The sequence below is a fragment of the Thalassotalea marina genome (assembly GCF_014656435.1).
Lineage (GTDB): Bacteria > Pseudomonadota > Gammaproteobacteria > Enterobacterales > Alteromonadaceae > Thalassotalea_C > Thalassotalea_C marina.
This window is the reverse complement of the sequence record NZ_BNCK01000006.1, coordinates 43,914-68,988: the sequence shown is the minus strand read 5'-3', so window position 1 is coordinate 68,988 and position 25,075 is coordinate 43,914. Positions and strand designations below refer to the sequence as shown.

Sequence of the window (25,075 nt, the reverse complement as noted above, 5' to 3'; positions counted from 1 at the left end):
TTACCTGAGTTAAATAGATTAGAAAATATAAATTAGCGAGCTAACCATCCACCATCAACGGCAAGCACATGGCCGTTAACATAGTCACTTGCTTGTGAAGCCAAAAATACTGCAGCACCAACCAATTGTTCTGGTTGTCCCCAGCAGCCGGCTGGAATGCGCTTTTCTATTTCTGAATTTCGGCTTGGATCGTCTTGCAATGCCTGAGTATTGTCAGTACGAAAATAACCAGGGGCTATGGCGTTCACTTGTACATTGCTGCCGGCCCATTCGTTGGCTAAGGCTTTAGTTACACCAACTACTGCGTGTTTACTAGCGGTATAAGCCGGTACAGTAATGCCACCGGTATAAGATAACATCGACGCGATATTAATAATTTTGCCTTGTTTGCGTTGTACCATAGTACGGCCAAGCTGCTGGCAAAGCGCAAATAGGGCATTTAAATTAACATCAATCACTTTATCCCAAGATTCTTTTGGAAAACTGACCGCAGGCGCACGTTCAATCGTTCCGGCATTGTTTAATAAAATATCGAGTACTTCACAATGTTGCTGCACTTGTTCAACCAAAGAGTTAACACCATGTTCATGGCTTAGATCTGCTGAAACAGAGACAGCTTGGCCACCATTTGCGATGATTTGATCGCGAGTTTCATTTGCTCCATCAGCCGATGAGCTATGACATATAACTTTAGCACCAGCAGCAGCAAGACCTTTGGCCATCGCTTGACCAAGTCCTCTGCTAGCGCCAGTTACTAACGCGGTTTTTCCTTCAAGTGAAAAAAGTAAATGGGTTTGCATTACTTTCCTTAAATAACATAATTATTTTCAAAATTGATATTAAGATATCATCTTGTAAGTTATCATACAACTAGCGATTTGGACAAAAAAAAGCCCCTTTTATCGGGCGAAGGTGAATAAATAAATGCAAGAAAAGAGTTCTGAGGCAGGGCAGGTAAACGATAAACAACGCTCAATCTGCTTTTTTGGTGAGCCTTTACTAGAGTTAGGTTGTGATACTTTTGATATGCTAAGTGCAAAGGTTGCGGGAGATGTATTTAACACTGCGGTTTACTTAAAAAGGTTACAGTTATTTAGTAAAAATACGGGGCGAGCAGGGCTTTTTACCTGTGTTGGTGACGATCCTTTAAGTCAGAAACTATTAACAGCTTGTGCTCAACATAACATTGATAAACGCTGGGTGTACCAAGAAAAATCTCGCACAATTGGCCGTTATGCGGTATCGCTCGATGATAAAGGTGAGCGCAGTTTTCGTTACTGGCGCAATGACAGCGCAGCACGCACTTTATTTAGTCGAGTTAGTGAATCTGTCGCAGAAGAAATTGCACAATCGTACGAGTACTTTTATTTCTCAGGCATTAGCCTTGCTGTAGTTGAAAATCACTTAAGAGATCAAATGTGGCAATTTTTTCATTCGCTTAAAAGCAAAGGCGTGAAGCTTGTATTTGATACTAATTACCGAGCGGCATTGTGGTCTGATGCCAAGCAGGCCAAGGCCGAATTTGAAAAGGCATTTAATTTAGTTGAACTTGCTTTTGTTGGTGTTGAAGATTGTCAGCCGTTATTTGATTTTAACTATGGAAGCGCTCAAGGATTAATTTCTATTGCCAGTCAATTTAATTGCCCAAACCTTGTGATTAAAAATGGTGATAAGCCCGTATTGTATCGAGGTAGGCACGGCGAATTGAGTGTGTCATTAAAACCTGCTCCTAAGGTGATTGACACTACAGCAGCAGGTGATTCATTTAATAGTGGCTTTTTATTTGGTTGGTTAAGTGATGCTCCAGTTGCCGATTGCATACGCTTAGGGGCTGAAACCGCTGCGATTGTTATTCAACATTTGGGTGCCATTATCGATGATAAATTGTTTTTAACAGGTATTGAGCCAGTTATTTATGCTTTAAAAATGGCTGGCGAGCAAAATAATGAACGGCTACTAATGCCAGCACTTTAATAATTTTAGGTGGTAAAATCAGTGCTTATTAAAAGCTTTGTTGCCTTTGTAAGGGATAACTTGGTTGCAAATATGTATGATGTCATATAAGTTGATGTTTTGTACTGACGTATGAAACACAAAAAAAACTATTTTAATTTACAACAGGAATGTGATGATGCGTTTATTCCTAAAATGCACAAGGTGTGCAGCAGCTGCCATAGTGATGTTTATATCAGTGGCACATTTTACTCTGGCTAGCGACGATATGAGCCAGCTAAAGGCACGAGTATTAACTGATTTTTTACCTAAGGTTAGTGAACAAAACATTGACCACCATATCGTTAAACAAGCCAAGAGTTGGCAAGCTAAACAAGATAATAACGGCAGTTGGCAAGATATAGACTATGGTGATACCCGACGTGCAGGTTGGCCGCCAATCAAACACTTAAACAGGTTAACCTTGCTGGTGAAAGCCTATGCCATGACTAACAATGAGCAATATTTAGATGCCAGTAAAAAGGCACTGAACTATTGGTTTGAAAGTAAACCAAGCAGTACCAATTGGTGGTGGGCAAGTATTGGTATTCCGTTGCAACTTGGTCCTGTAGGTTTATTGCTTGGTGACGACATTTCACAAGATTTAAAAGATCGAATTTTGGCAAGTTTGCCACCGCGCAGTATTTTAGAAGTACCAGCTAACACGCCAAAACATGCAGGCGCTAACCGCACCGATATAGCCAAAGCGATTTTGCACGCGGGGTTAATCAAAAACCAAGAAAGTGACATTAAATTAGCCTTAGGTGCAATCGAAGAAACCATCGCCATTACCGAAGGTGAAGGCATTCAACAAGACTTCTCTTTTCACCAACATGGGCCGTTATTGCATAACGGGTCGTATGGCAAAGTGTTTATGCACACGGCTTTGTATTGGGGCTATTTAGTAAGAGATTTAAAATGGGCCTTTAAAAAGGACAAAGTTGATATATTAAGCGCTTATATTTTAGATGGTGACCGCTGGATGACACGTGGTAACACCATAGATTACTCCACCATGGGGCGAGCGATTTCAAGACCCAACGCCAGTTTTGGTGCCATCAGCCAAGCAGCAAGGTATTTGGCTGAATTAGATTCGCAGCGCCGAGAAGAAGCACTAGCCTTTGCTCATTATTTGGAAGGTGGTGATGTAGGCTTAAATGGTGTTAAACACTATTGGCGCTCAGATTACAGCGTAGTGCAACGCCCTGAATATCAGTTTACTGTTCATATGCATTCAACACGTGTTCGCCCAACAGAAACTGGCAATGGCGAGAACTTAAAAGGTAAATGGCTTGGTTTTGGCAATACTTTCTTGCGTTTAACTGGTGATGAGTACCATGGAATTTTTCCTGTGTGGGATTGGGCTAGATTACCGGGGGTAACCGCGCCAGATGAAGAAGGTAGAGGCTTACAGTGGGGCAAAAAATACCCGGCAACTGACTTTGTTGGTGGCCTAAGCAGTAATAACAATGGTATTGCCGTTATGCACATTGACCAACTAGGCTTAAATGCTCATAAATCGTGGTTTATGTTTGATGAAGGTGTATTGGCACTGGGAGCGGGCATTAGCTTTGCTGGTGATTCTCAAGTACTTACCACTGTTGAACAAAACCTACGCCAAGGCGATGTGACTATCAACGGTAAACCTATGGAGTCGAGCAGCCAACAGCTAAATGGCACAAGCTGGCTACATCATAGAAACACGGGGTATATCATTTTAAACAATGCCGACATTAAGGTGCAAGCACAGCAAAAACAAGGAAACTGGTTTGATATTAATAACAATAAAAGCAGAGACCTTATTAGCTTAGAGGTGTTTGAAGTTACCGTAAACCATCAACAAAAAGATAACTACGCATACTTTATCTACCCAGGTAAAACGGTAAATCAAACTCAGGCTTGGTTCGATGAAAAGCCAATCACCATTTTGGCAAACAATACTAACGTGCAAGCAGCATGGCACATTAACAAGCAGCAATTGCAGGCGGTATTTTATCAGCCAGGCCAAATAACCTTGTCTGATGGCACTATAGTTAGCGTTAATAAACCTTGTGTTTTGCTGTTAGAGCAAGCACTAAATACGTTTTATATCGCCACACCAGGAACTGCAACACAAGTGGAAGTTACCCTTAGTCAAGCGGATAAACAGCGTCAATTTACCGTTGAAACACCCAGTGGAAAAGCCTTGTTGGGCAGCACAGTAACACAACTGCTTAACTAGATTATCAGGTGTCGTGAGTGAAAAAACTAGTGCCGCGACACCTTTTTATCGGCGACTTAAATAGGCTTTAATTTAAGTGAGTAAAAGATAGTAAAAAGCGAAGAACGGATGTTGAATAGATTTCCGTAACTCCTCACTTAAGCGTTACTATGAATTCTCAGTAAATTGACAATAAAGATATTATTTTCGTCTGATAGTTATTTAACAGATTGATTTATTGAGTTTTTCTGGTACTTTTAAAAATAAGTTTTTAGATGTGCATTACTGAGACGTCTACATAATAAACTGTTAGGCATTTTGAGGGGCATAATGGATTTAGTATCAGTCGGTATTGGCTTTTTAGGCGGTATTTTCACAGGCGCAGCGGGTACGTATTTTGGGAATAAGTACACTGACATCAGGCGTAATAAGGAAGCCAGAAAAGCAGAAATGAAGCTATGGAAAGAGCTTGAGTTGAAATTTCCACTACTAATTCAAGAAATGAAAGATGACTTTGCTAGCGCAGAAAACCATGGAGTCAGAAAGTTCTTTGTTAAAACTAAGCACACAGTGGTTAATCGTTCAGAACCAAGTTTTGAATACCATACCGATGTTCATTCAGACTTGAGTGCAGCAATGTTATATCTCGAAGATTTGGGTTTGATTGAAGATATAACTCCAGCTAATTGCCCCATGTATCGATTTAAAGAAAGGTTTGTAGATTATCTGAAAGGCAATGCCTAACAAGGGCGTTCAAGTGGGATTCGTGCCGCGTGGCAGTTTTGGTATGCGGTGAGTTTTAGTGGTGAGAGTGGTCTGCGAAAAGCTGGTTTATGTGGCATTCATCCCTTAACGCAGCGTTAGCTATAAAGGAAGTCGGAGATTTGATGCAATTTCTCAGTGATCATGGTGCAGAGATTATCGCTCTTTGTGCATTGTTTTTTACTATTTACCAAGCAATAGTTCAGAGGCGACATAATGTATTGTCAGTCCAGCCTCATTTGACAAGCTTCGCGCATGAGCACGTGGATGGAAATGTGGGAAAGCTCCATTTGCAGCTAATGAATAATGGGCTAGGTCCCGCGTTTATAAAGTCTTTTCAAGTTTATTTGGATAATAAGCCTTGTGATTATGATGCCGCTATTAAGCATGTGACAAAAGGAACCAAATGTAAATGGTTTCGATCAACTCTAGGAGATGATTATGCAATGCGAGCAGGGGAGATTAAGGATTTAATAATCATAGATTTCCCGTGTGATTCTCCTAACGTTTTGAAAGAAATGAAAGAGCGGTTAAATCGGCTAGATGTTAAGGTGGAATATTTTTGTGCATACAAAAAAGCTAAACACTTTGATACATTCAAAAGCTAACAAAGGGTGAGGGAATTTATCTGGACACCCAAGATTATTAATGCCGAATGGAGAGTTTAAATCATTCGTTATGTGAGTCGAGAAAGGAGTCTGATTGTGGGCAAAGCTTTTAATTTAAATGGCAAAAATTTAATTTTTATGAGTTATTTTCTGGTTTTTCTTGGCATTTTAACCCCTATGTTAGTTTTGTTCTCTATAGTTGAACCGCCTAAAGGAGAAGCGCCACACATATGGTTTCAACGCAGTGGCTCTTTATTAGTTATATTCGCTATTATTGCAGAATCTATATTGTTGCAAGGTGTCGATAATTTGAAAAATTTAAACGTAGCATGGAAAATGTCACACAGTGTTGCGAAAATGTTGAGCCCTATACTAGCAATTATAGGAACAATTATTTGGGGTTATGGTGATATTCCACTTACATAACACAACTGAATCCTATCCCCATCAATAAGCAATAGCAGTTTTTTAGCTGCCGCTAGGCAGCTAATGGTAAATTAATCAACAGAAAGTAATGTATCTAGCTCTCTCTTTTCATTATTCCTGCAAACTCTAATCCACCCTCAAGTTCACGAAAATCAACATTTACTAACTCCCAACCTTCATCGCCAAATGAATTTAAGTAGGCTTCGACGTCTTCGCGCTTTTTGCCTTTAAATAATCCTGGTGCATCAACATCTCGAGTATCAACAATTTTATATTCAAACTTTTTCATCGGCTTTCCTTAAGTTAACAATGAGGTGTATTTTTCATCTGTTTGTTGTATTGAATCGAGTTTTCAAATTCGTATACGGTTAATTTATTTAGTGTTACTTTTGTAACAAAGTCGCTAACTAATTGCTAGGAAATAAAAAGCTGATTATTTTTGAATATAGGGTGTGAATAAAAACAATTGCTTATTTCGCTGTTTTAAATCTGTATGCAATGTGCTTTTAATTATTGGTAGCTTCAACGTTGGTTTAGCGTGGGAGTTTGCCTAAAAATGTTGAGAAAAGAAAGGATTCGATATGTCAAATTTGGTTTGCAGTTGCAAATTAATCGTTGAGTTGTGCTCTTTTTAGCGAGGCTGGTATGGCTACCACAATTGTTTGAGTAGCCATAAGTCCTGGTGCCGCTTAAGGTTAAGTAAATTAATTAGCGCACGCGAATCTCAATAGGGTTGTTTAATTTGTCTAGTTCATGGTTTAGCCATTGTTCAAACTGGCTTTTTGATGTTAAACCACTGCTATCTTGTTGCCATACGGCGGCGAAGGCGTAGTTAACTTTTTGCAGCTTATTTTTAAATACAATAAGGTAGTTAAAATCATCTTCTGCGGCCTTTTGTACTTCACTCGTTTGGTAAAACATCACCATACCTAGAGCATCTTTCGCTTCACTTTGTGGTCCAAAGCTTGCGATATAAGCCCAAGATTTGTTGGTGTTAGAGCTAAGCAATTCAGTGTTTTGGTGTTTAACAATACCAGCAACTAGTGGTAATGATGCGCCTTCAATGCTTGCTTGATGCCAAGTTAAACGACTACCAGCATGTATACTGTATTGGCTGGTCAAGTGATATGGTGTTTGCTGGTAATTTGCGCCTAAATGCCTAACTTGGGCTATAGCGTGTATAGGACCGTCTTGAATAATAGTGGCGTCGATAACCCGAGCACTGCTAATTCTTTGTGCTTTTCCTTCTTCAATATAACCAATACTGCCCATACCCAACGACGGGCCTACTTTTAATATATCCATGCCCCAATTTGCAGGTTTGTGGTAGTTGCTGCCAGGTTCACCCACGTGTGCCAATACCATGTCGGTTTGCTTTTTACCAAATATATCAGCAGTATTTCGGTGATCTAAATATAGGCGGTAACCTACCAATTCAGATTCCCAACCTAGCCCTTCAAAGCGATAAAGTTGATCACCCACCTTATGTTCACTAGGTACAATGACTTTATCAATACTATTAAATTCTCCACCTTGATATATACCGTCAACAAGCTCGGCATTTTGTTTTATCGCCAACTCTACATTAACGCGTTGAGCCGTATCTTTTGCGGCCTTTACTTTATTGCTGCTAAGGATCAGCGCTTTACTTTCATTGGCGTTAAAGTCAGTTATTGCCAGTAAATGGTCAACTTTGCCGTCAGCATCGGTATCAATCCATTGTTGCGATATGGTGTTGTTACCTTGGGTGAGTACCCATTGTTCGTTAACTTGACTATTGCTAGCAGTTAATTGTTGCAACGAAATTTTAATTGGTGCGTTTGCAACGTCAGTACTCAGGGGGTTAACTGCATTAAGTTCGATAATGTTTGAGCTAGCCTGTTGAGCTTGATTGCAACCGGTAATACCAGCACAAAGGCTAGTGATGATAAAGGGCAGGGTTAATTGACGTGCTGATAAAGGTTTCATGTATTCCTCTTTTATTCTGAAACGAGTACTGATAAATACTCAACGCGGCTTAATCTTCGCAAAAGCAAACTTATTAATATCATATAAGGTGACATATTACAGTTTTTTCTGGTTCGGAGTGGGTTTTGTGCTTAAAAAAGTAGCAATTCTGGTTTTTGGGTTGTAGGATGTCAGACAAGTTGTCTGGGTGATATGTGAACAAATACCGATTTGCCGATTCGTGCACATTTAACACTTTATTACAGATGTCAGCATTAAAAACAGATGATGCCTTTTGGGATTTATGTGTTTAACTTGCTGTTTTAATGAGGGTTTGTTGGGTGGTTTTGCGTTGGTTTACTTGATGTTTAACATAGCTTTAGATGACTTTAATTGATGGTTGTATCTGATAAAAACAAAAATCATCAAATGAAATGACGCTACTTATCAGTGGTCATTGAACGCTTAAGAGGAATTTTGAAACTACTTATCATATAAGCATATGTATTACGTGTGGTTGTTTGACGTAGTTAAGTGCCTCTCAATTTATTCGCAGGAGGAACTAGAATGCAACAGTTAAAAACAAATATCGGAAAACTGACTATAGCAATTAATTTGGCGCTATTATCCAGTTTTGCGCAAGCGCAGCAACTCGATCAGAAAGGAGCTGACGCTGATCAAGTGGAACGAATCGAAGTACAAGGCATTAGAGCAAGCTTAGTTAAATCTATGAATGAAAAGCGATTTGCCGATGCAATACTTGATGGCATTTCAGCTGAAGATATAGGTAAGTTCCCAGACACCAACTTAGCTGAATCATTGCAGCGGGTGACAGGTGTTTCGATTAGTCGTAGTGGTGGTGAAGGTCGTTACGTGAGTATTCGCGGTTTAGGCCCTTCTTTTAGTACAACGATTGTTAACGGCAGGGAAATTGCGACAGATAATAGCAGTCGCTCGTTTAGCTTTGACACTGTAGCGTCTGAATTGGTGCGCAAGGTCAATGTGTACAAAACATCTAATGCTAACTTGATGGAAGGCGGCATAGGCGGTTTAGTTGACATCAAAACAGCAAAACCGTTTGATTTTGATAAACCAACAATCGCTGGAAATGTAAAGGCTGTATTGGAAGATAATAGCGGAAAATACACACCTAATGGCTCTATTTTTGTTACCGACAACTTCTTAGACGGCAAGTTGGGGCTACTCGGATCGGTTACCTACCAAAAGCGTGAATCAGAAAATTATGGCGTCAGTGCGTTAATGCGTTACTTCAGTAGTATCCCACTTCGTGAACATGGTGCGCCCAAAGTAGAAAAAGATGAAACACTAAGCAATGTTTACCGACCTCAGCAACTGTATCGAAACTACACTCAAACCTCCCGCGAACGTTTAGGAGCTAATTTTGCTGCGCAATATCAAGTTAATGATGATTTAGTGTTAACCCTAGACGGCATTTACTCAAAGCTTGATGTTAACTCGTTAGGGCAACGTTCTGATAATTGGTTTTGGGCGTTAGAAAGTGCTGAAGTAATAGATCATGGTAACGATCTTAGAACGGTGGGCAAGTTTACACATGCTGATGATTTTTCAGGATACGGTTTTCGCAGTTCTAACAGTTTTAGGCCATCAACCACAGCTATGTTGGGGATAAATGCTCAGTGGCAAATTTCAGACGCATTGCGTTTAAATGCTGATGTCGCTTTTTCCAAAGCAAAAAACGATAACCGAGGTCTCAACAGTGTGCAGATCATAGAGATGGTGAATCAGTCAGGCTACGACGTTGACTTTACCGTTGGTGATTACCCGTCATTAATTCCTCGTGATCCAGCAGCAGTTGCTATTAATGAAGCCAATATTGCAAAGTTGCAACCACGTGGTCAAACACGGTCTGGCTCTTATTATGAAGGTAATAATGAACAACTGAAGCTGGACTTTACCTATGAGTTCGACACTGATTATTTAGTGCGAGCAAATTTTGGCGCACATTACGTTAAAAAAGACAAAATCAATGAGCAATATCGCACACCGTCAAACCTTAACGGCTATGATTTAAATAAAGTGTATCAGCACTATGGACAAAACGTGCCGTTAACCTCTGATGTGATTTCCATTGTAACGCCAGGTAATTTGTTCCCTAATACTACACAGTTAAGTGCCGACCATTACGTGGTTAACAGTAATGCCTTATGGGCATTGTTAGAAAACCCTGCGACCATTGACTTATTAACCGATCCAAAAAAGAGTGATGAAGAAAACACCTTAATGCGTGAAGCCATTAAAAAGGCCGTCGCTGAAAATGGCGGTTGGACTGCGCAAAAGCGTTTGGACGCCTTTACTATAGAAGAAAAGGTGTTGTCTTTATACGCCGATCTATTTTTCTCGGGAGAGGTTTCTGGCATGCAGTGGAATTTAACCACTGGTATTAGGTATTCCGATACAGATCAAACATCTAAAGGGTTAATTACCGACCTAGCTGAGTTGATACAGCAAGATGATAAAGATAATTTAACTAAAATTTATGGTGATAGCGCTAGTGCTGATGGTGCTGACAATAGCTATGATAACTGGTTACCATCGGCGAATTTTACCCTTAAGATAACAGATGACTTGATTCTTCGAACGGCATATTCAAAAACACTAACGCGCCCAGGGTTGACTTCACTGGCACCATCAATGAGCTTTGGTTACACCACAAAAACTCACCGATTTGCCTCAGGTAAAAACCCAAGGTTGACACCTTATAGTTCAGAAAACTTTGATATCTCTTTAGCTTGGTATTACGCGCCGTCTAGTATGTTTTCTCTAGCGGCATATCGCAAAGATGTGGAAGATTTCATTATCACCACTACAGCGACAGAAATCTTTGATATCAAAGTAACAGGTGTTGATGCCAACGAAAGCTGGAAGTCATTTGAGGTGACTCGACCTCGTAATGGCGAAGATGCCAGCATTGAAGGTATAGAAGCTAATTTAACCCACAGTTTTGAAAGTGGTTTTGGCTTTACGGTTAATTACACTTGGGTTGATTCTGATGCAAAACCTGATTTAACTACTAGGAAAAAATCGTTTGCTTTAACAGGGCTTAGCGATACCTTTAACTTGGTAGCCTTTTACGATCAAGGGCCATTGCAAGCGCGTATTGCCTATAACTGGCGTGACAAATACCTAAGTGGTTTAGGTACAGAGCCTAGCTTTGTTAAAAAGTATGCTCAAATTGATGCACGCGCAAGTTATGAGATAAACGATAACTTAAGCGTATTTGCTGAAGCGGTGAATTTAAATGGCGAAACCAATCATAGCTATGGACGATTTGAAACTCACTTCAGTTCATATTCCGATTATGGCCCCCGTTATGGTGTTGGCATGAACTTTAAGTTCTAACGGTTTTGAGGTTGGCTAACATGTAGGTTAGCCACCTCTTTATTTAAATAGATATATTCCAACGAAGTTACGGCCTAACGTAGCCATGTTTATTCCCATCTTTTTTGGCTAATAGCTACCAAGGTGTTTTCTTTTTACTGACAAAGTAAGGTAGCAAGCGCTTAAACACACCTAAACTCTATGTTCAATTTAAAATTCTGACTTTAACCTTAGATGTCAGACAAGTGCAAGGTTTGTACAGCTGTGTATTTGTTTAAAAACGTTAAAAACGCAGCAGAATATAAGCTGTATATTAATTTTTATCTCGGGTGTAAATATTCAGTTGGTTTAAAGTGTTGGCTAAATAAGTCTCAAGAAAAACAAAGGGTTGAGGTGGTTTTTGTCAAGCCTCTCTTGCTTTCATATTCTTGTCTTTGTCGCACATCAGCTTTCATAATGTTACGAAATGTCTCTTGGTGTTTTCATTTGTTTATTTTAGTGGCATACTCATGTCAGATATCATACATCATAAAAGAATGTAGAAAATAATAACTCAGAAACAAGTCAGAAAATTAGATAACAATAAGAGAAGGTACAAAATTATGAAAACGTCTCCCTACAACGCGGCAACATTATTAATGTTGTATTTTATTTCCCCGTTTGAGCTGCAAGCTAAAACTCAAAATGAAACGCAAGCTGAAGAACAAATTGAGGTAATCGAAGTTACTGGTATTAAGCGCAGTATTAAAGCTTCGATGAACGAAAAGCGTTTCTCAAAAGAAATTAAAGATGTTATTTCGGCAGAAGACATTGGCCAGCTGCCAGATGAAAATATTGCTGAGGCATTACAGCGTGTTACTGGCATTCAAATGTCTAGAGGTTCAGATGGAGAAGGCTCTACTGTACAGATTCGTGGTATTTCTAATAACAATGTTGAAATTAATGGCCAAACCTTAGTAGGCACTAGTGCAAACCGCAGTGTTAACTTTCAAGATATTCCTTCTGAGTTGTTTTCCGGTATTGAAGTACTAAAAGCGCCAACAGCTGATCGTATTGAAGGCTCACTTGGTGGCACCATCAACCTGCAAACAAAACGTGTGTTGGAAATGGATAAACCTAGCTTTGTTAACGTTTCAGCCAAAGCTAAGTACCTAGAAAAAAATGACAAAGTAGAGCCTGATTTCAACTTGATTGCAGGTCAGCAATTGCGCGATACCGCTTTAGGTGACTTTGGCTTAATGTTAACTGCTGGTCGTAAAACGGTTACCTCCTACACGGAAAGTTCAGACGGTACCGACGATGGTATTGGCGGTTGGTTAAGGCGAACTGGCGATATGGTCCCAGCTGCGCCATTTGCAGAAGGTGGTGAGAATGGTCAATGGCGCTACGATGATGCCATTGATACCAATGGGGACGGCGTATCAGATAAAAACGATGTTTTCTACATGAAGCAACTTTACATTGTTAGTGTGCTACAAAAAGAATCTGAGCGTGATTCACTGGGTTTATCATCACAATGGCAGCCTAACGATGCTACCAATATATTTTTTGATGCAACGTACACATCGAGTGATAACTGGTCTAGAAATTCTCAATATCACGGTATGCGACTTGGTCGACCACAGGCGATGCCTATGGCCAGTGGCGATAATCATTATGAATTGTTAGCCAACCAACCTAATGGCGATTTTTACTACATGACCAAAGGTCGCGTTAGCGGTGCTAATGCTAGAATGGGCGGCTTACCGTCAAATGGCTTTTCAGATACCGAGTCGCAGAAATTCACTTTAGGCGGTGATTACGACGTTAACGACAAGTTATCGTTAAGTGCTGAACTTTCTTATGCAAAAGGTACAAAAGAAACTAACTCAAATTCAACCTATATGATGGTGGATTGGAACCATGATAAAGACTTTGGTGCTGCTGATTGGTCAGGCATCGTCGATTTTGATTTAACCAATTCAGATATTGTTGACTTTCAGGCGTACGAAGCACCATTTTACAGTGAAACACCTGACAAGCTTGTACCATTTGACTCTGCGAATGTCATGGATCCTCATTATTTATATGTAAAAATGGATCGTGGTGGCTCAAACGTTCGCAATAAAGACACATCATTAAAATTTGACGCAACATACCTGTTAGACGGTGAAGTGTTTACCCAAATTAAAATGGGCGCGCGCATTGCTGAACGTTCATTTAACAGCAAGCGCTACGCTAACTATAACGCCAGTAAAAACCAGTTTGTTGGCGATCAACAAATTGCATTTGCTGCACGTGAAATTAAGGTAAACCCTGATGCCAATACCGATCCTCAATTAAAGGCATATGCGGAAAAAGCATTGCAGTGCCATAAAGTGATTGATGGCAACGTCATGTCACACCGAAGTGGTAATATTAATCGCAATGTTATTGACGCAACTTGTACTTTCGATTATTTCCAAGAAATGTTTGGCTTGCCAGAGTTACGTGCAATTAATCCTGAAACAGGCTTTGGCTACTACGAAATTTTAAGTTCTAGCTACGAAGTAAAAGAAAAAACCACTGCACTTTATGTAAGAGCCGATTTTGATACTGAAGTTGCTGGTTTTGGGGTGTTTGGTAATGCAGGTTTACGTTATGTGAAAACAGACACTACATCGAGTGGTTTTTACAAAATCAAAACGGATCAGTGGGATCCAATCACGTTAAAAGGCAGTTACAACAACCTGCTACCAACGTTAAACGTCAATGTTGAATTGTCAGAAGAGTTGTTGGTAAGGGGGGCTTATTATCGCGCCATTGCTCGCCCTGCGGTAACTGATTTATCACCAGGAATTCGTGTCTCTCTTGATGGTGAGGACAGCATTCCTGGTTATGACGGCTCAGGCAGTGCCGGTAACCCTAATCTAGAACCCATGCTGGCAGACAACTTAGATCTTTCAGTTGAATGGTACATGAATGAAGACAGCATGTTAGCAGGTGCAGTGTTTTATAAAGACATCGACAGCAGCATTGGTTATCCTGACTACGAGCTGGACATGAAAATTGATGGTTTACTTTACAAAGTAAATCAAAAGGTTAACTTGCCTGGTACAAAAATTAAAGGGTTCGAAGCCAACTGGGTACAATCTTTTGGTTTTACTGAGTTACCAATTATTCAACATGCAGGTTTGAGTGCAAACTACACCTATAGCACTGAAAACAGCGAAATGGTTGATGACGAAGGTAGTGAAATCCCACGTGTTGGACTATCAAAAAATAGCTATAACGTAACTGCTTTTTATGACGATGGCACCTTTAGTTTACGTTTTGCTTATAACTGGCGCGACACCTTTGTAAGAAACGCCAACACTATTTTAGGTTATGGCACAGGTCAGTTTTTACCTGAGATGGAGCACGAGAGGGGGCAGCTTGATATTTCGGCCAACTATAATATCAGCCCAGATCTAAAAGTGACGTTTTCTGCGGTAAATGTTGATGATCAAGATATCGAACGCTACCTAAAATATCGCCAGCTAACTAACTATGTTGCTAGTGCTGGTGCTAAATATAACTTAGGGGTGCAATATCGCTTTTAATCATTGACGCAAAAAGTTTTGTTTTAGGTGAGGCCTAGTTCTTATATGTTTCTCCTTTAAGCTGAGTCTGGGCCGAACCTTCCCATTTTGGGTAAGCAAAACTGTGTTAAAACTATTGGAAACTTAAATGAAGCATCTTTTAAAAAAAACGTCGTTGAGCAAGGCACTGTTTTGCAAAATTATGCCTTTAGTTGTGGCTGGTATCAGTTTAACTGTTGGTGCAACAACGCCAACTTTAAAACTTGACGAAACTGTGGCGCAATATCAGCCTAATTGGGACTCACTCGATTCGCGCCCGTTGGCACCTTGGTTTGCTGACGCTAAATTTGGTATTTTTATCCATTGGGGGCCGTATTCGGTGCCAGCATATTCGCCCAAAGGTACCTATGCCGAGTGGTATCAATATTGGTTGCAAGAGCGAAAATTGTCGGGTAACGGAAAATTTACTGGAAATGAAATTCCAGATCATCACGTGAGCACGTACGGTGAAAACACCAGCTATTATGATTTAGCACAGCAGTTTACTGCCGACTTATTTGAGCCTGATGAATGGGCACAACTATTTAGTGACGCCGGTGCTCGTTACGTGGTTTTAACCAGCAAACATCATGATGGCTTTACTCTCTGGCCGAGTAAAGAAGCCAATTCACGTGGTTTTGCATGGAATAGCATGGAAGTTGGTGCCAAACGCGACCTCGTGGGTGAGTTTAGCCAAGCCATTCGCAAAACAGACTTAAAACTGGGATTGTATTATTCGTTATATGAGTGGTATCACCCAATGTGGAAGGATGAGGCAAAGCGCCCAACTTATGTCACTGAACACTTCTATCCACAATTTAAGGACTTGGTTAACCGGTATCAACCCGATCTCATATGGGCCGATGGCCAATGGAGCATGCCATCAGATGATTGGAAAACGCCAGAATTGTTGGCTTGGTTATACAACGAATCACCTGTGGCAGAAAAGGTTGTGGTTAACGATCGCTGGGGTAAAGAAACGTATAAAAAACACGGTGGTTTTCTCACAACAGAATATGAAAGTGGTGAATTACACCGAGTATGGGAAGAATGCCGTGGCATGGGCTTTTCATTTGGATATAACCAAAATGAAGATATTGCCGATTACACCTCAACCCGCGCGTTAGTGTTAACCTTGATTGATATTGTTAGTCACGGTGGCAACTTGTTGTTAGATGTAGGGCCTGATGCGCGTGGCAATATTCCGGTGATCATGCAAGAAAGGTTGTTGCAAATTGGTCAGTGGCTCAAGGTTAATGGTGAGGCAATTTACGGGACACAACGTTGGCATAAGCCCGTTCAGTGGTCTGAAGGTGATCGCGAATATAAATCAGATGACAGATATGTCAGTGGTGAACATATCTTAAAACTGACGGTTGATCCTGAACCAGGTTATGCGACCAAAGATATCTTCTTTACCCGCAAAACTAACGCACTTTATGCGATTTCACCTAAATGGCCCGGTAACACATTGCGCATTAAAGACTTTAATTTACCAAAACAGGGTCAAGTGAGCTTGTTAGCGGGTGAGCAAATTTTGTCTTGGAAAAATGAAGGAAAAGACTTAGTGGTCAATATGCCTGAATTTAATCCTGAACATTTTAGAGCTGAGCATATGTATGCTTACGCTTTTAAAATTACAGCTAAAAACGAATAAATATAAACAAGAGAAGTAAACATGTTAAAAAAACTGCATTTATTATTTATATCTTCAGCACTGGTATTAACGGCTTGTGCAAATCAGCAGTCAGCACCGCCTCTGGCTGATGTTGAGCAAATTGAAACAAACATGAAACGTGTCGCCAATTGGCAAATCAACAATTGGACACAGCGAGTAGATTGGAACAAAGGCGGTAAGTTAACTAAGCAACATGGTGTTGCAAATTGGACCAACGCAACGTTATACGTTGGCATGCTTGAATTGGCAGAAGTTTCAGGTGACGAGCGATACCAGCAATGGGTGGTTGAGCGAGGTGAACAAGCCAATTGGACTCGTGATACAACCTATGACAAGTACCCAGGTCGTATTTATCATGCAGACGATTATGCTGTAGGACAAGCTTACTTTGATTTGTATCTACAATCTGGTGATAAAAAGATGTTTGAACCGATAAAAAATCACTTAGATTGGATCATGGCAAACCGCAAGACGGGCTCGTTGGAATGGAAAAAAGGCACCGACAGATTAACACGCTGGGGCTGGAGTGATGCCTTGTTTATGGCACCACCAGTGTTTGCTCGTTTAGCTGCAATTACCAATGAGCAAAAATACTTAGACTTTATGCATGAAGAGTATATGGCGACATATAACTACCTGTGGGACACTGAAGAAAGTTTATTTTTCCGTGATTCTAGCTTCTTCGATGCACGTGAAAAAAATGGTGAAAAAGTCTTTTGGTCACGTGGTAATGGTTGGGTATTTGGTGGTTTAGCCATTATGTTGCAAGACTTGCCTGATACATGGCAACACAAAGCATTTTATCAAGATTTGTTTAAACAAATGGCTAAACGTTTAAAAGGATTACAAAAACCTGACGGTAGCTGGCCAATGGGATTATTGGGCGGTGTAGAAGGTTATCCAAACAAAGAAGTCAGTGGAACGGGTTTTTTTACCTATGGTTTAGCATGGGGAATTAATTCAGGCCTATTAGAAAAAGATGAATATATTAATACAGTAAAACGCGGTTGGTATGCCTTAGAAACCTCAATTCAACCAAATGGCATGCTGGGATATGTTCAACCCGTTGGTGCGGCGCCCGGTGATTCTGGCCCAAATAAAACTGAAGTTTATGGTGTAGGTGCATTTTTAAGTGCTGGTGCTGAAGTTATTCGATTACAAAAAGCTCAGTAAATAAAAAATACTTAAATGTAATGGCAAACGCTTGTGACACTGATTAAGTGTTTTCGCCATACATATAAAAAAGTGTTTAAGCAGGGGAGTGGTTAGGAAAGTAAAAATGACCTTAACCACTTGCTCTATAAACGATAAATCAAACAAAATGTTCAACTCCAAAAGCAATCAATCTAAAGCTCGGCCTTTACATTCGTTCACTTTTGGGGTTTTATTCGTATTCGTAATAGCAATATGACAGATGTAATTCATATTGTTATCCGACTTCATATGATTAAACGCTGCCATTTAATCGATAATAATATAAACTACAATGATTTTATGGCGAGCTCAAATAACACCCCTGAATTAAGGGAAGGTGTGGAAGAAATAACATGGGACTGCAACTACTAAATATTTCGCAACTGCAAAGTTCACGTAATTTAACCAAGGATTTGGTGATCAACTTACGCAAGCAAATTCTTGAAGGAAATTTAACGCCAGGAACTAAACTTCCTCCAGCGAAAGAAATTGAAGAAAAGGCAGGTGTAAGTCGCAGCGTGGTTCGCGAAGCTATTGCCGCCTTAAAAGCCGAAGGTTTAATATCTAGTCGTCAAGGTGTTGGGATGTTTGTTGCTGATGCGGCAAGCCAAAAACCTTTTTCAATAGATAAAACCGAGTTTACCTCGGTAGAAGATGCGGTTCACATTGTTGAATTGCGTATGTCAGTGGAACTTGAAATGGCTGCATTGGCAGCAAAAAACCGCACAGACGAACAAATGCATGCGATATGGCAGGCGCTGGAAGCCTTTAGTAAAGAGGTGCTTGCTGGTGGTGATGCTATGGAGCAAGATTTGGCGTTTCATTTAGCTATCGCTGATGCTTCGGGCAACCCATATTTTGGCCGCTTTATTCGCTATATTGGCCAAGGTGCAATTCCAAGACGTACATTGATCAGTGAATACGACAAATTAACGCGAGAGCAGTATTTGTCAATTATCCACGAGGAACACACTGCAATTGCTCGAGCGATAGAAGATAAAGAGCCACAACAAGCAAGAGAAGCAACCAGAGCTCATCTTGCTAATAGCCGAGACAAACATTTAAAAGTGGCTAAAATTTTAAAAGAAGGCTCGGTTTAGTTGTTATATCAAATGGTATTAACCAAAAAGGCTGGTGATAAAACACCAGCCTTTTTGGTTAGTTTAAATTACAGCAACAAACAATTAATTTAACTTAAATCGGTTAACTGAATTGGCCAGCGCATAAGCTAATTGGCTGGTGGCTTTTGATGTGTCGCCGTTGTGGCGTGCTTCGTCCATATTCTCTTGTGTTTGGTCAGCTAATAAAGTTAAGTTTTGGCTAACATCTTGTGCTACTTGGCTTTGCTCTTCTGTTGCTGTTGCCGTTTGTGTGGCTACATCCGAAACTCGTGAAGAAGCCAAAGTGATTTGCTCTAATGCTTCTAACGTTTTTTGAGATAACTCAACTGTGGTAATAGTCGCTTGTTTACCTTCGCCAATTGAACTTACCGCTTCTTTAACACCGTTTTGTAGTGTTTCAATCATGTTTTGAATACTTTGTGTTGATTCTTGTGTTCGACTGGCTAACGTACGAACTTCATCAGCAACCACCGCAAACCCTCTGCCTTGTTCTCCCGCTCTAGCTGCTTCTATTGCCGCATTAAGTGCTAACAGGTTAGTTTGTTCTGCAATGCCACGAATAACATCAATGACCGAGGCGATTTCAGAAGAATTCACTGAAAGTTTGGTGATGACGTCGGTTGCATTATCAACCGCGGCAGAAAGCATTTGAATTTGTTCAACCGATGCTCGGGTAACCTCACTTCCTTGGTTAGTTAGCTTGTTAACTTCGTCAATTTCAGACGCCGTTTCTTGCGCATTTTGTGCAACATCTTGAATGGCATAAGACATTTCATTTACCGCGGTCACAATTAATTCAACACGTTCGGTTTGCGCTAAACTGGTGTCCTGAATGCGTGAAGCGCCATCAGCGAGGTGCTCAATACTTTGGGTTACTTGTGAAGATTGTTCAACTATTGAATGCAGTAGCGTTGCTAGTGTATCTATCAATTGATCAAAGTCGTTGGCCACTTGTCCCACTTCATCTTGCCTTGTTGAATTAATACGACGCGTTAGATCGCCATCGCCACTGTTGATTTCTTTGATTTGCGTCGACAATGTTAGTAGTGCATTGGAGAGCCTCATGGGTGCAAAATAGCCAATGAAAACAACAGCGACAATAATGATGGTGCTGATAACAAATAAGACGACTTGTTGATTGTTAACTGAAGTGATCGTTTGTTCAGATTCGCTTTGACTTAAGCGGTCTACTTCTTCACCTGCGGTATTGTAAAACTCTCGAAGTGCGTTAAACGCTTCGAGTGATTGACCTTCGCTTAGTTGTGTTGCCTCTGCTAACTGGCTGCTATTAATCAGCTGGATAACACGCGAAGCTTGTTTTTTCCATTGTTCATAGGCTTGGTCAAAGCCGCTAAGTTTGGCTAATACTTCAGGAGAACCAGACATTAAGCCTTGGTATTGGCGCATTCTGTCCAAGGCTTGTTTGGCATTTTCTTCAAAATCAGTTTTGAAAGAAGAAATTGCTTTTGAACCTGGCGAAGTGGACAATAATTGTAATTCAGCAACTCTGGCTTGATATAAATCTCTATCAGCATTAAGTACCGCAGAAATAGCAGGATTGTAGGTATTTGAAAAACTGGTAATGCCGCTTTCAGTTTTACTAATAAGCGAATAATTTAAAGCCATTGAAATAATAAATAACAGGGCAATAATAGAAAACAGTAATGTATATCTAACTCTAATAGTGGAAATATTCATGGGTATTGATTAATCCTTGTTACAACTGAAAAAAGTATAATTCAGATCGCTATTTTTAATAGCCTTATTTACTGTTTTAATGATGTTTTTTATGTATTGAACAAAGAGTTTATAAACCAAGTTGATACAGTGTTAATGGGTGGTTAACTATATGTTTTATTTCTCAAAGAATAGAAAGATTGAATATCAAAAATAAACAGATATAATTCGCCGCTTTATTTAAAAGTAACCAAAATATACTCGATACTAGGAACAACAACGTGCAATTTTACATTCATCATTTAAGTTACCTAATTGCAGAGTCGAGTATAGTTGAACAGGGTTCAAGTCAACGTTTTGCCAAGGAACAATTACCCGTTTTAGATTGGGTGCCCGCAATGCAAAGGCGCAGGTTAAGTGCTTTTACTAAAATAGCGCTACACTGTGCACACCAAGCTTTAGACGGAAGAGAAGAAATCCCCGTGGTATTTTCTACAAGGCACGGCGATATTCATAAAACGGCTGGGCTACTCGATACCGTCGCTGCTAAAGAAAGTCTATCACCTACGGCTTTTAGTATGTCGGTGCATAACGCGTCAGCAGGTTTATTGAGTATTTTGACTAACAACGTTGCTGCATCCAATACGGTATCAGCCGGTAAAGATACATTTTTAGCTGGTGTTATTGATGCTTACGCCAGATTAAAAAGTTCTGAAATCCAAGAGATATTGGTTATACATTGTGACCAAGCATTACCCGAAGAATACCAAGTTTTCAGTGATGAAAAGCAAATTGATCATGCCGTTGCTTTTATCCTGTCAAAACAAGCCGAACATGGCCGAGCTTGTACTTTTGACTTGATACCAAGTCATGAAACGCTACCAGATAAAGATATACCTCAGGCCATCGCCTTTATTGATGCAATGAACAACAATAGTTTAGCGGAACATCATATTGTTGGCGCAAGAAACACAGGTCAAATAAAGCTCGCCTTATGAAGTATTTAAGTTATTGTTGGCGATTGTGTTCAACGGCATTTTGTTTCACCTTGTTTGGTCTTGGTGGGCTACTTATTTCAATTTTTGTTTGTCCTTTACAACGTTTAATGTATCGCGATCAAATGGTGCGAAACCAAAAAACTCGCCAAATGGTGCATTATCTTTTTAAGTTTTTTGTACAGGTATTGAACATTACCGGCACTATTCGATTTAACATTGAAAACAAACAAGAATTAAATAATTTACGTGGCCATATTGTTATGGCTAATCATCCGTCTTTAATTGACGTTGTTGTGTTGATCTCTATTATTCCCAATGCTGATTGTGTGGTTAAAGCCAGTTTGTTCAAAAATCCTTTTATGAAAGCGATATTGAACAATACCGGTTATATCAGTAACGACAGTGCAGACGGTGTGATGGACGATTGCAATCAATCGTTAGCCGCCGGGAATAATCTAATTATATTCCCAGAAGGCACACGTACCACTGCCGGTAAAACAATTAAGTTTCAGCGTGGTGCAGCCAATATTGCTCTAAGGTGTCGAGCAGCAATAACCACTGTTGTTATAAATGTTACGCCAACTACGTTAACAAAAGCTGAAAAGTGGTATCATATTCCACAAAGGCGAGCGTTATTCACTTTAAGAATATCAAACAGCACTCCCAACTTTGAAATGGCTGAAGGTCAAGCCATGAGTAAAATGAGCAGACAATTTACTGCCGTTTTAGAACAACACTTTATACAGGAACTAAAAAAAGCATGAGTAGTTTAGCACTTGATGTTAAAACGTTAATAATCGAGACACTAGATCTCGAAGACATCACAGTAGACGAAATAAAAGACGACGAGCCACTTTTTGTCGATGGTTTAGGTCTAGATAGCATCGACGCATTAGAGCTAGGTTTAGCTATTAAAAAGCGTTTTGATATCAAGCTAGATGCAAATTCAGAAGAAACTAAACAGCACTTTGCATCAGTAAACAGTTTATGTGCCTTCATAGAAAGCGTGAGAGAGAAGTAGGTAAAACCATGAAGTCTAGAGAAGAAATGTTAGCGACATTAACCGAAATCTTAGTGGAAGATTTTGAGATAGACGAGGCCGATATTACGCTTGAAGCCAATTTATATGAAGACCTTGAACTTGACAGTATTGACGCTGTTGACTTAGTGGTTAAGTTAAGTCAAATCATAGGTAAGAAAATTAATCCTGACGCATTTCGACGTGTTAGAACCGTACAAGATGTGATTGACGAAATAGAGAAACTACTATTAACCGCGTAAACACAATCTTAAACATATCAATGGGTATGCTACTTGTAGCCTACCCATTTGTTGTTTATATCGGGTTACAATATTTACCACCAAGATGGTTAAGCATTGCACTGCTTGCCTTGATCAGTTTACGTTTGTTTTTGTCAAAACCATTGTTAGCCAAAATGCCTTGGTTACCTGTTGCTTTTGCTTTGGGTGCGATGGTGTTGTTGATGTCTGCATTTGCCAATAATGAATTGGGCATCTTGCTTTATCCGGTGGCGGTTAACATCGCTATGATGTTGGCGTTTGCCTACTCGCTGATCAATAAGCCGAGTATTATTGAAACATTTGCTCGTATTAAAGAGCCAGAATTAAGTGATAAAGCGGTTAAATACACTGAAAATGTGACAAAAGTATGGTGTGCGTTTTTTGCATTAAATGCTGCGGTATCGTTATACAGTGCGCTTTGCTTGTCTAAACAAGCGTGGATACTCTATAACGGCTTGATATCGTATATCCTAGTTGCATTATTATTTGCCATTGAATGGTTAGTTAGGCAAAAAGTTAAACATAGTTAAATCCATGAATAATTCTTCATCCGCTGCGCCAGTTAGTAAAAAGACAATAAACTTTAGTGACGCAACCTTTATTAATGACGTTGCTCACTTTAGGAACGTTTTAAGGCAGAGCATTCCCCATGGTGTCGTTGCCAAGGTATTGTTGTTTGAAGCTGATGTTTATGCTTTTTTAACTCGGTTGATAGCATTAGGACTTGAGCAACATACAGTTGTATTACCGCCTAATGATCAACTAGGTACGCTTAATGAATTAGCTGAACATGTCGATTATTGCTGTGGTGCGGTGTCTGTTAGTGGAAAAACATTGTTAGATGAACACGCATCAACAGTACAAGCTACGCCACAACAAACTGAAAATGCGCCTTTAGCTTGGCCAACTGAAGGCAACATTGTCTTTTTTACATCAGGCTCTTCAGGTAAACCTAAAGCGATAGTTAAAGATTGGCCATTAATTAACAACGAATTAGCAACACTGGCATCCTTGTTTGAGATACAAGCTGACAGTGTGTTTATTTCAACGGTGTCGCATCAACACATTTATGGACTTTTGTTTCGTGCATTGTTGCCGTTAAAGCTGCAGTGTCAGGTGACAAATACCATTGAATACCCTGAAGAACTTGCCAGTTTAATCAAGCAACACCAGCAAGTTATCTTGGTTTCTAGCCCAGCATTTTTATCAAGGCTTAAGCAAGATAACGTAATTACTGACGTTGCCAATAGATTGAGCTATGTTTTCAGTTCTGGTGGTTTATTGGCAATTCAAGATGCGCTGACTTTACATTATCAATTAGGCCTTGCTGTGACTCAAGTATACGGTAGCACTGAAACTGGTGGCATTGCCTATCGCCAACAAAGTGCACCGTCAGATGATTTATGGCAGTTTTTTCCTGGTGTTAGTTGTCAAGTCGAGCCACAGAGTCGCCGCTTGATTTTAAATTCGCCGTTTATTCACCAGCAGCACATGCCATTAGATGATACCGGTCAACTCATTGACGGCAAGTTAAAGCTGTTAGGGCGAATTGACCGAACCATTAAACTGGAAGAAAAGCGTGTTAATCTGACGCAAATGGAGCTGTGCTGTAAAAACCATAAATGGGTAACAGATATTAAGTTATTGGTCTTAGAAGGAAAGCGCACGGTTTTAGCTGCAGTAGTTCAATTAAATGCAAAAGGCTGGCAACACTTGCAACAGGAGGGGGCACGTCAGGTCAGTCAGCAGTTAAAAATACATTTACAACAACATTTTGAATTAGTGACAATACCGCGTAAATGGCGATACCTAACTGAACTTCCTTTTAACGCACAAGGTAAATTGCCCGTGAAAGAATTGGAGAAATTGTTTGTCTGAACTCAATCACTTATTGCCTGACCTTGTCAAAGTAAACACGGTTGGCGATGAAACCGAACTCACTTTATATATCAGTGCTGAAATCGACTATTTTAAAGGCCATTTCCCGCAGGCGCCTGTATTGCCTGGCGTTGCACAGTTAGATTGGGCGGTTCATTTTGCTAGCCAGTATTTAACCTTATCGTCTCATGTAGTGCAAAATGTTGAAGTGCTTAAGTTTCAAGTGGTGATTCAACCAGAATTAGAGGTGAAATTAATTCTGACACAAAAATCAGCCAATAAATTTACCTTTAAATATGTATCGGAAAAAGGCACTCATGCTTCTGGTCGCATTGTGACATTAGCAGAATAAAA

The 25,075-nt window shown here is 40.0% G+C and carries 21 protein-coding genes; 17 read left to right on the top strand and 4 right to left on the bottom strand.

Translation table 11 applies throughout. From position 1 onward, the window contains the following. Positions 1-32: 32 nt before the first annotated feature. On the bottom strand, positions 33-800 hold the full coding sequence (gene kduD, locus IE199_RS13650) for a 2-dehydro-3-deoxy-D-gluconate 5-dehydrogenase KduD (protein ID WP_189771534.1): 768 nt from the start codon (positions 798-800) through the stop codon (positions 33-35). A 124-nt stretch (positions 801-924) separates the two neighbouring features. On the opposite strand from kduD, the gene IE199_RS13645 reads away from it, so the two are divergent. The 5 genes from IE199_RS13645 to IE199_RS13620 all read left to right on the top strand — a co-directional run bounded on the left by IE199_RS13645 (position 925) and on the right by IE199_RS13620 (position 5,988). Continuing rightward, on the top strand, positions 925-1,974 hold the full coding sequence (locus tag IE199_RS13645; RefSeq protein ID WP_189771532.1) for a sugar kinase: 1,050 nt from the start codon (positions 925-927) through the stop codon (positions 1,972-1,974). Between the two features lie 154 nt (positions 1,975-2,128). Then, positions 2,129-4,213 carry a polysaccharide lyase family 8 super-sandwich domain-containing protein gene (locus tag IE199_RS13640; RefSeq protein WP_189771530.1) on the top strand — a complete coding sequence of 695 codons (2,085 nt, stop codon included), beginning with the start codon at positions 2,129-2,131 and terminating at the stop codon, positions 4,211-4,213. A gap of 309 nt (positions 4,214-4,522) precedes the next feature. Next, the gene (locus IE199_RS13635; RefSeq protein ID WP_189771528.1) at positions 4,523-4,936 is read left to right on the top strand and encodes a hypothetical protein; all 414 of its coding nucleotides are present in this window, start codon (positions 4,523-4,525) and stop codon (positions 4,934-4,936) included. A gap of 89 nt (positions 4,937-5,025) precedes the next feature. Then, on the top strand, positions 5,026-5,562 hold the full coding sequence (locus tag IE199_RS13625; protein WP_189771526.1) for a hypothetical protein: 537 nt from the start codon (positions 5,026-5,028) through the stop codon (positions 5,560-5,562). A gap of 96 nt (positions 5,563-5,658) precedes the next feature. Further along, positions 5,659-5,988: a hypothetical protein gene (locus tag IE199_RS13620; RefSeq protein WP_189771524.1), complete on the top strand. Its 330-nt coding sequence runs from the start codon at positions 5,659-5,661 to the stop codon at positions 5,986-5,988. A 94-nt stretch (positions 5,989-6,082) separates the two neighbouring features. Here IE199_RS13620 and IE199_RS13615 read toward each other — a convergent pair whose 3' ends face one another. Together IE199_RS13615 and IE199_RS13610 are read right to left on the bottom strand one after the other, a co-directional pair. Further along, positions 6,083-6,277 (bottom strand): DUF4177 domain-containing protein, encoded by a 195-nt coding sequence (locus IE199_RS13615; RefSeq protein WP_189771522.1) that lies wholly within the window; start codon positions 6,275-6,277, stop codon positions 6,083-6,085. A 419-nt stretch (positions 6,278-6,696) separates the two neighbouring features. Continuing rightward, on the bottom strand, positions 6,697-7,956 hold the full coding sequence (locus tag IE199_RS13610; RefSeq protein ID WP_189771512.1) for a DUF4861 family protein: 1,260 nt from the start codon (positions 7,954-7,956) through the stop codon (positions 6,697-6,699). Between the two features lie 546 nt (positions 7,957-8,502). On the opposite strand from IE199_RS13610, the gene IE199_RS13605 reads away from it, so the two are divergent. The 5 genes from IE199_RS13605 to IE199_RS13585 all read left to right on the top strand — a co-directional run bounded on the left by IE199_RS13605 (position 8,503) and on the right by IE199_RS13585 (position 18,845). Further along, positions 8,503-11,316: a TonB-dependent receptor gene (locus tag IE199_RS13605; protein WP_189771510.1), complete on the top strand. Its 2,814-nt coding sequence runs from the start codon at positions 8,503-8,505 to the stop codon at positions 11,314-11,316. A gap of 581 nt (positions 11,317-11,897) precedes the next feature. Beyond that, positions 11,898-14,855: a TonB-dependent receptor gene (locus IE199_RS13600; RefSeq protein WP_189771508.1), complete on the top strand. Its 2,958-nt coding sequence runs from the start codon at positions 11,898-11,900 to the stop codon at positions 14,853-14,855. A 127-nt stretch (positions 14,856-14,982) separates the two neighbouring features. After that, positions 14,983-16,530, top strand: a complete 1,548-nt coding sequence (locus tag IE199_RS13595; RefSeq protein WP_229854718.1) for an alpha-L-fucosidase — start codon at positions 14,983-14,985, stop codon at positions 16,528-16,530. Between the two features lie 21 nt (positions 16,531-16,551). Further along, positions 16,552-17,724, top strand: coding sequence for a glycoside hydrolase family 88/105 protein (locus IE199_RS13590; RefSeq protein ID WP_189771506.1), 1,173 nt, complete (start codon positions 16,552-16,554; stop codon positions 17,722-17,724). Between the two features lie 374 nt (positions 17,725-18,098). Continuing rightward, on the top strand, positions 18,099-18,845 hold the full coding sequence (locus tag IE199_RS13585; protein WP_189771504.1) for a FadR/GntR family transcriptional regulator: 747 nt from the start codon (positions 18,099-18,101) through the stop codon (positions 18,843-18,845). A gap of 84 nt (positions 18,846-18,929) precedes the next feature. Here the strand turns inward: IE199_RS13585 and IE199_RS13580 are convergent, their stop codons facing one another. Next, positions 18,930-20,564, bottom strand: a complete 1,635-nt coding sequence (locus IE199_RS13580; RefSeq protein ID WP_189771503.1) for a methyl-accepting chemotaxis protein — start codon at positions 20,562-20,564, stop codon at positions 18,930-18,932. 260 nt (positions 20,565-20,824) lie between these two features. Between IE199_RS13580 and IE199_RS13575 the strand changes: the two genes are divergently transcribed. From IE199_RS13575 to IE199_RS13545, 7 genes are read left to right on the top strand one after another with little or no spacing between them, the layout of a single operon-like run. Then, positions 20,825-21,541: a beta-ketoacyl synthase chain length factor gene (locus tag IE199_RS13575; protein ID WP_189771501.1), complete on the top strand. Its 717-nt coding sequence runs from the start codon at positions 20,825-20,827 to the stop codon at positions 21,539-21,541. Next, positions 21,538-22,305, top strand: a complete 768-nt coding sequence (locus IE199_RS13570) for a lysophospholipid acyltransferase family protein (RefSeq protein ID WP_189771499.1) — start codon at positions 21,538-21,540, stop codon at positions 22,303-22,305. The genes IE199_RS13575 and IE199_RS13570 overlap by 4 nt, the downstream gene beginning before the upstream one ends. Further along, entirely contained in the window at positions 22,302-22,562 is a 261-nt protein-coding gene (locus IE199_RS13565; RefSeq protein ID WP_189771498.1) for a phosphopantetheine-binding protein, read from the top strand. Before IE199_RS13570 ends, IE199_RS13565 begins: the two co-directional genes overlap by 4 nt. Positions 22,563-22,570: 8 nt before the next feature. Further along, on the top strand, positions 22,571-22,822 hold the full coding sequence (locus tag IE199_RS13560; protein ID WP_189771496.1) for an acyl carrier protein: 252 nt from the start codon (positions 22,571-22,573) through the stop codon (positions 22,820-22,822). Positions 22,823-22,848: 26 nt separating this feature from the next. After that, positions 22,849-23,373 carry a COG4648 family protein gene (locus tag IE199_RS13555; protein ID WP_229854717.1) on the top strand — a complete coding sequence of 175 codons (525 nt, stop codon included), beginning with the start codon at positions 22,849-22,851 and terminating at the stop codon, positions 23,371-23,373. A 4-nt stretch (positions 23,374-23,377) separates the two neighbouring features. Continuing rightward, positions 23,378-24,721: an AMP-binding protein gene (locus tag IE199_RS13550; protein WP_189771492.1), complete on the top strand. Its 1,344-nt coding sequence runs from the start codon at positions 23,378-23,380 to the stop codon at positions 24,719-24,721. Next, complete coding sequence (locus IE199_RS13545) at positions 24,714-25,073, top strand: ApeI family dehydratase (protein ID WP_189771490.1); 360 nt, start codon at positions 24,714-24,716, stop codon at positions 25,071-25,073. Before IE199_RS13550 ends, IE199_RS13545 begins: the two co-directional genes overlap by 8 nt. Positions 25,074-25,075 lie beyond the last annotated feature (2 nt).

Bases quoted from the DNA above. Each gene is read 5' to 3' on its own strand.
- IE199_RS13605 (WP_189771510.1), top strand. From the start codon at position 8,503: ATGCAACAGTTAAAAACAAATATCGGAAAACTGACTATAGCAATTAAT.
- IE199_RS13645 (WP_189771532.1), top strand. From the start codon at position 925: ATGCAAGAAAAGAGTTCTGAGGCAGGGCAGGTAAACGATAAACAACGC.
- IE199_RS13550 (WP_189771492.1), top strand. From the start codon at position 23,378: ATGAATAATTCTTCATCCGCTGCGCCAGTTAGTAAAAAGACAATAAAC.
- IE199_RS13590 (WP_189771506.1), top strand. From the start codon at position 16,552: ATGTTAAAAAAACTGCATTTATTATTTATATCTTCAGCACTGGTATTA.
- IE199_RS13580 (WP_189771503.1), bottom strand. From the start codon at position 20,564: ATGAATATTTCCACTATTAGAGTTAGATATACATTACTGTTTTCTATT.
- IE199_RS13595 (WP_229854718.1), top strand. From the start codon at position 14,983: ATGAAGCATCTTTTAAAAAAAACGTCGTTGAGCAAGGCACTGTTTTGC.
- IE199_RS13565 (WP_189771498.1), top strand. From the start codon at position 22,302: ATGAGTAGTTTAGCACTTGATGTTAAAACGTTAATAATCGAGACACTA.
- IE199_RS13585 (WP_189771504.1), top strand. From the start codon at position 18,099: ATGGGACTGCAACTACTAAATATTTCGCAACTGCAAAGTTCACGTAAT.
- IE199_RS13615 (WP_189771522.1), bottom strand. From the start codon at position 6,277: ATGAAAAAGTTTGAATATAAAATTGTTGATACTCGAGATGTTGATGCA.
- IE199_RS13560 (WP_189771496.1), top strand. From the start codon at position 22,571: ATGAAGTCTAGAGAAGAAATGTTAGCGACATTAACCGAAATCTTAGTG.
- IE199_RS13640 (WP_189771530.1), top strand. From the start codon at position 2,129: ATGATGCGTTTATTCCTAAAATGCACAAGGTGTGCAGCAGCTGCCATA.
- IE199_RS13625 (WP_189771526.1), top strand. From the start codon at position 5,026: ATGTGGCATTCATCCCTTAACGCAGCGTTAGCTATAAAGGAAGTCGGA.
- IE199_RS13570 (WP_189771499.1), top strand. From the start codon at position 21,538: ATGAAGTATTTAAGTTATTGTTGGCGATTGTGTTCAACGGCATTTTGT.
- kduD (WP_189771534.1), bottom strand. From the start codon at position 800: ATGCAAACCCATTTACTTTTTTCACTTGAAGGAAAAACCGCGTTAGTA.
- IE199_RS13610 (WP_189771512.1), bottom strand. From the start codon at position 7,956: ATGAAACCTTTATCAGCACGTCAATTAACCCTGCCCTTTATCATCACT.
- IE199_RS13600 (WP_189771508.1), top strand. From the start codon at position 11,898: ATGAAAACGTCTCCCTACAACGCGGCAACATTATTAATGTTGTATTTT.
- IE199_RS13635 (WP_189771528.1), top strand. From the start codon at position 4,523: ATGGATTTAGTATCAGTCGGTATTGGCTTTTTAGGCGGTATTTTCACA.
- IE199_RS13555 (WP_229854717.1), top strand. From the start codon at position 22,849: ATGCTACTTGTAGCCTACCCATTTGTTGTTTATATCGGGTTACAATAT.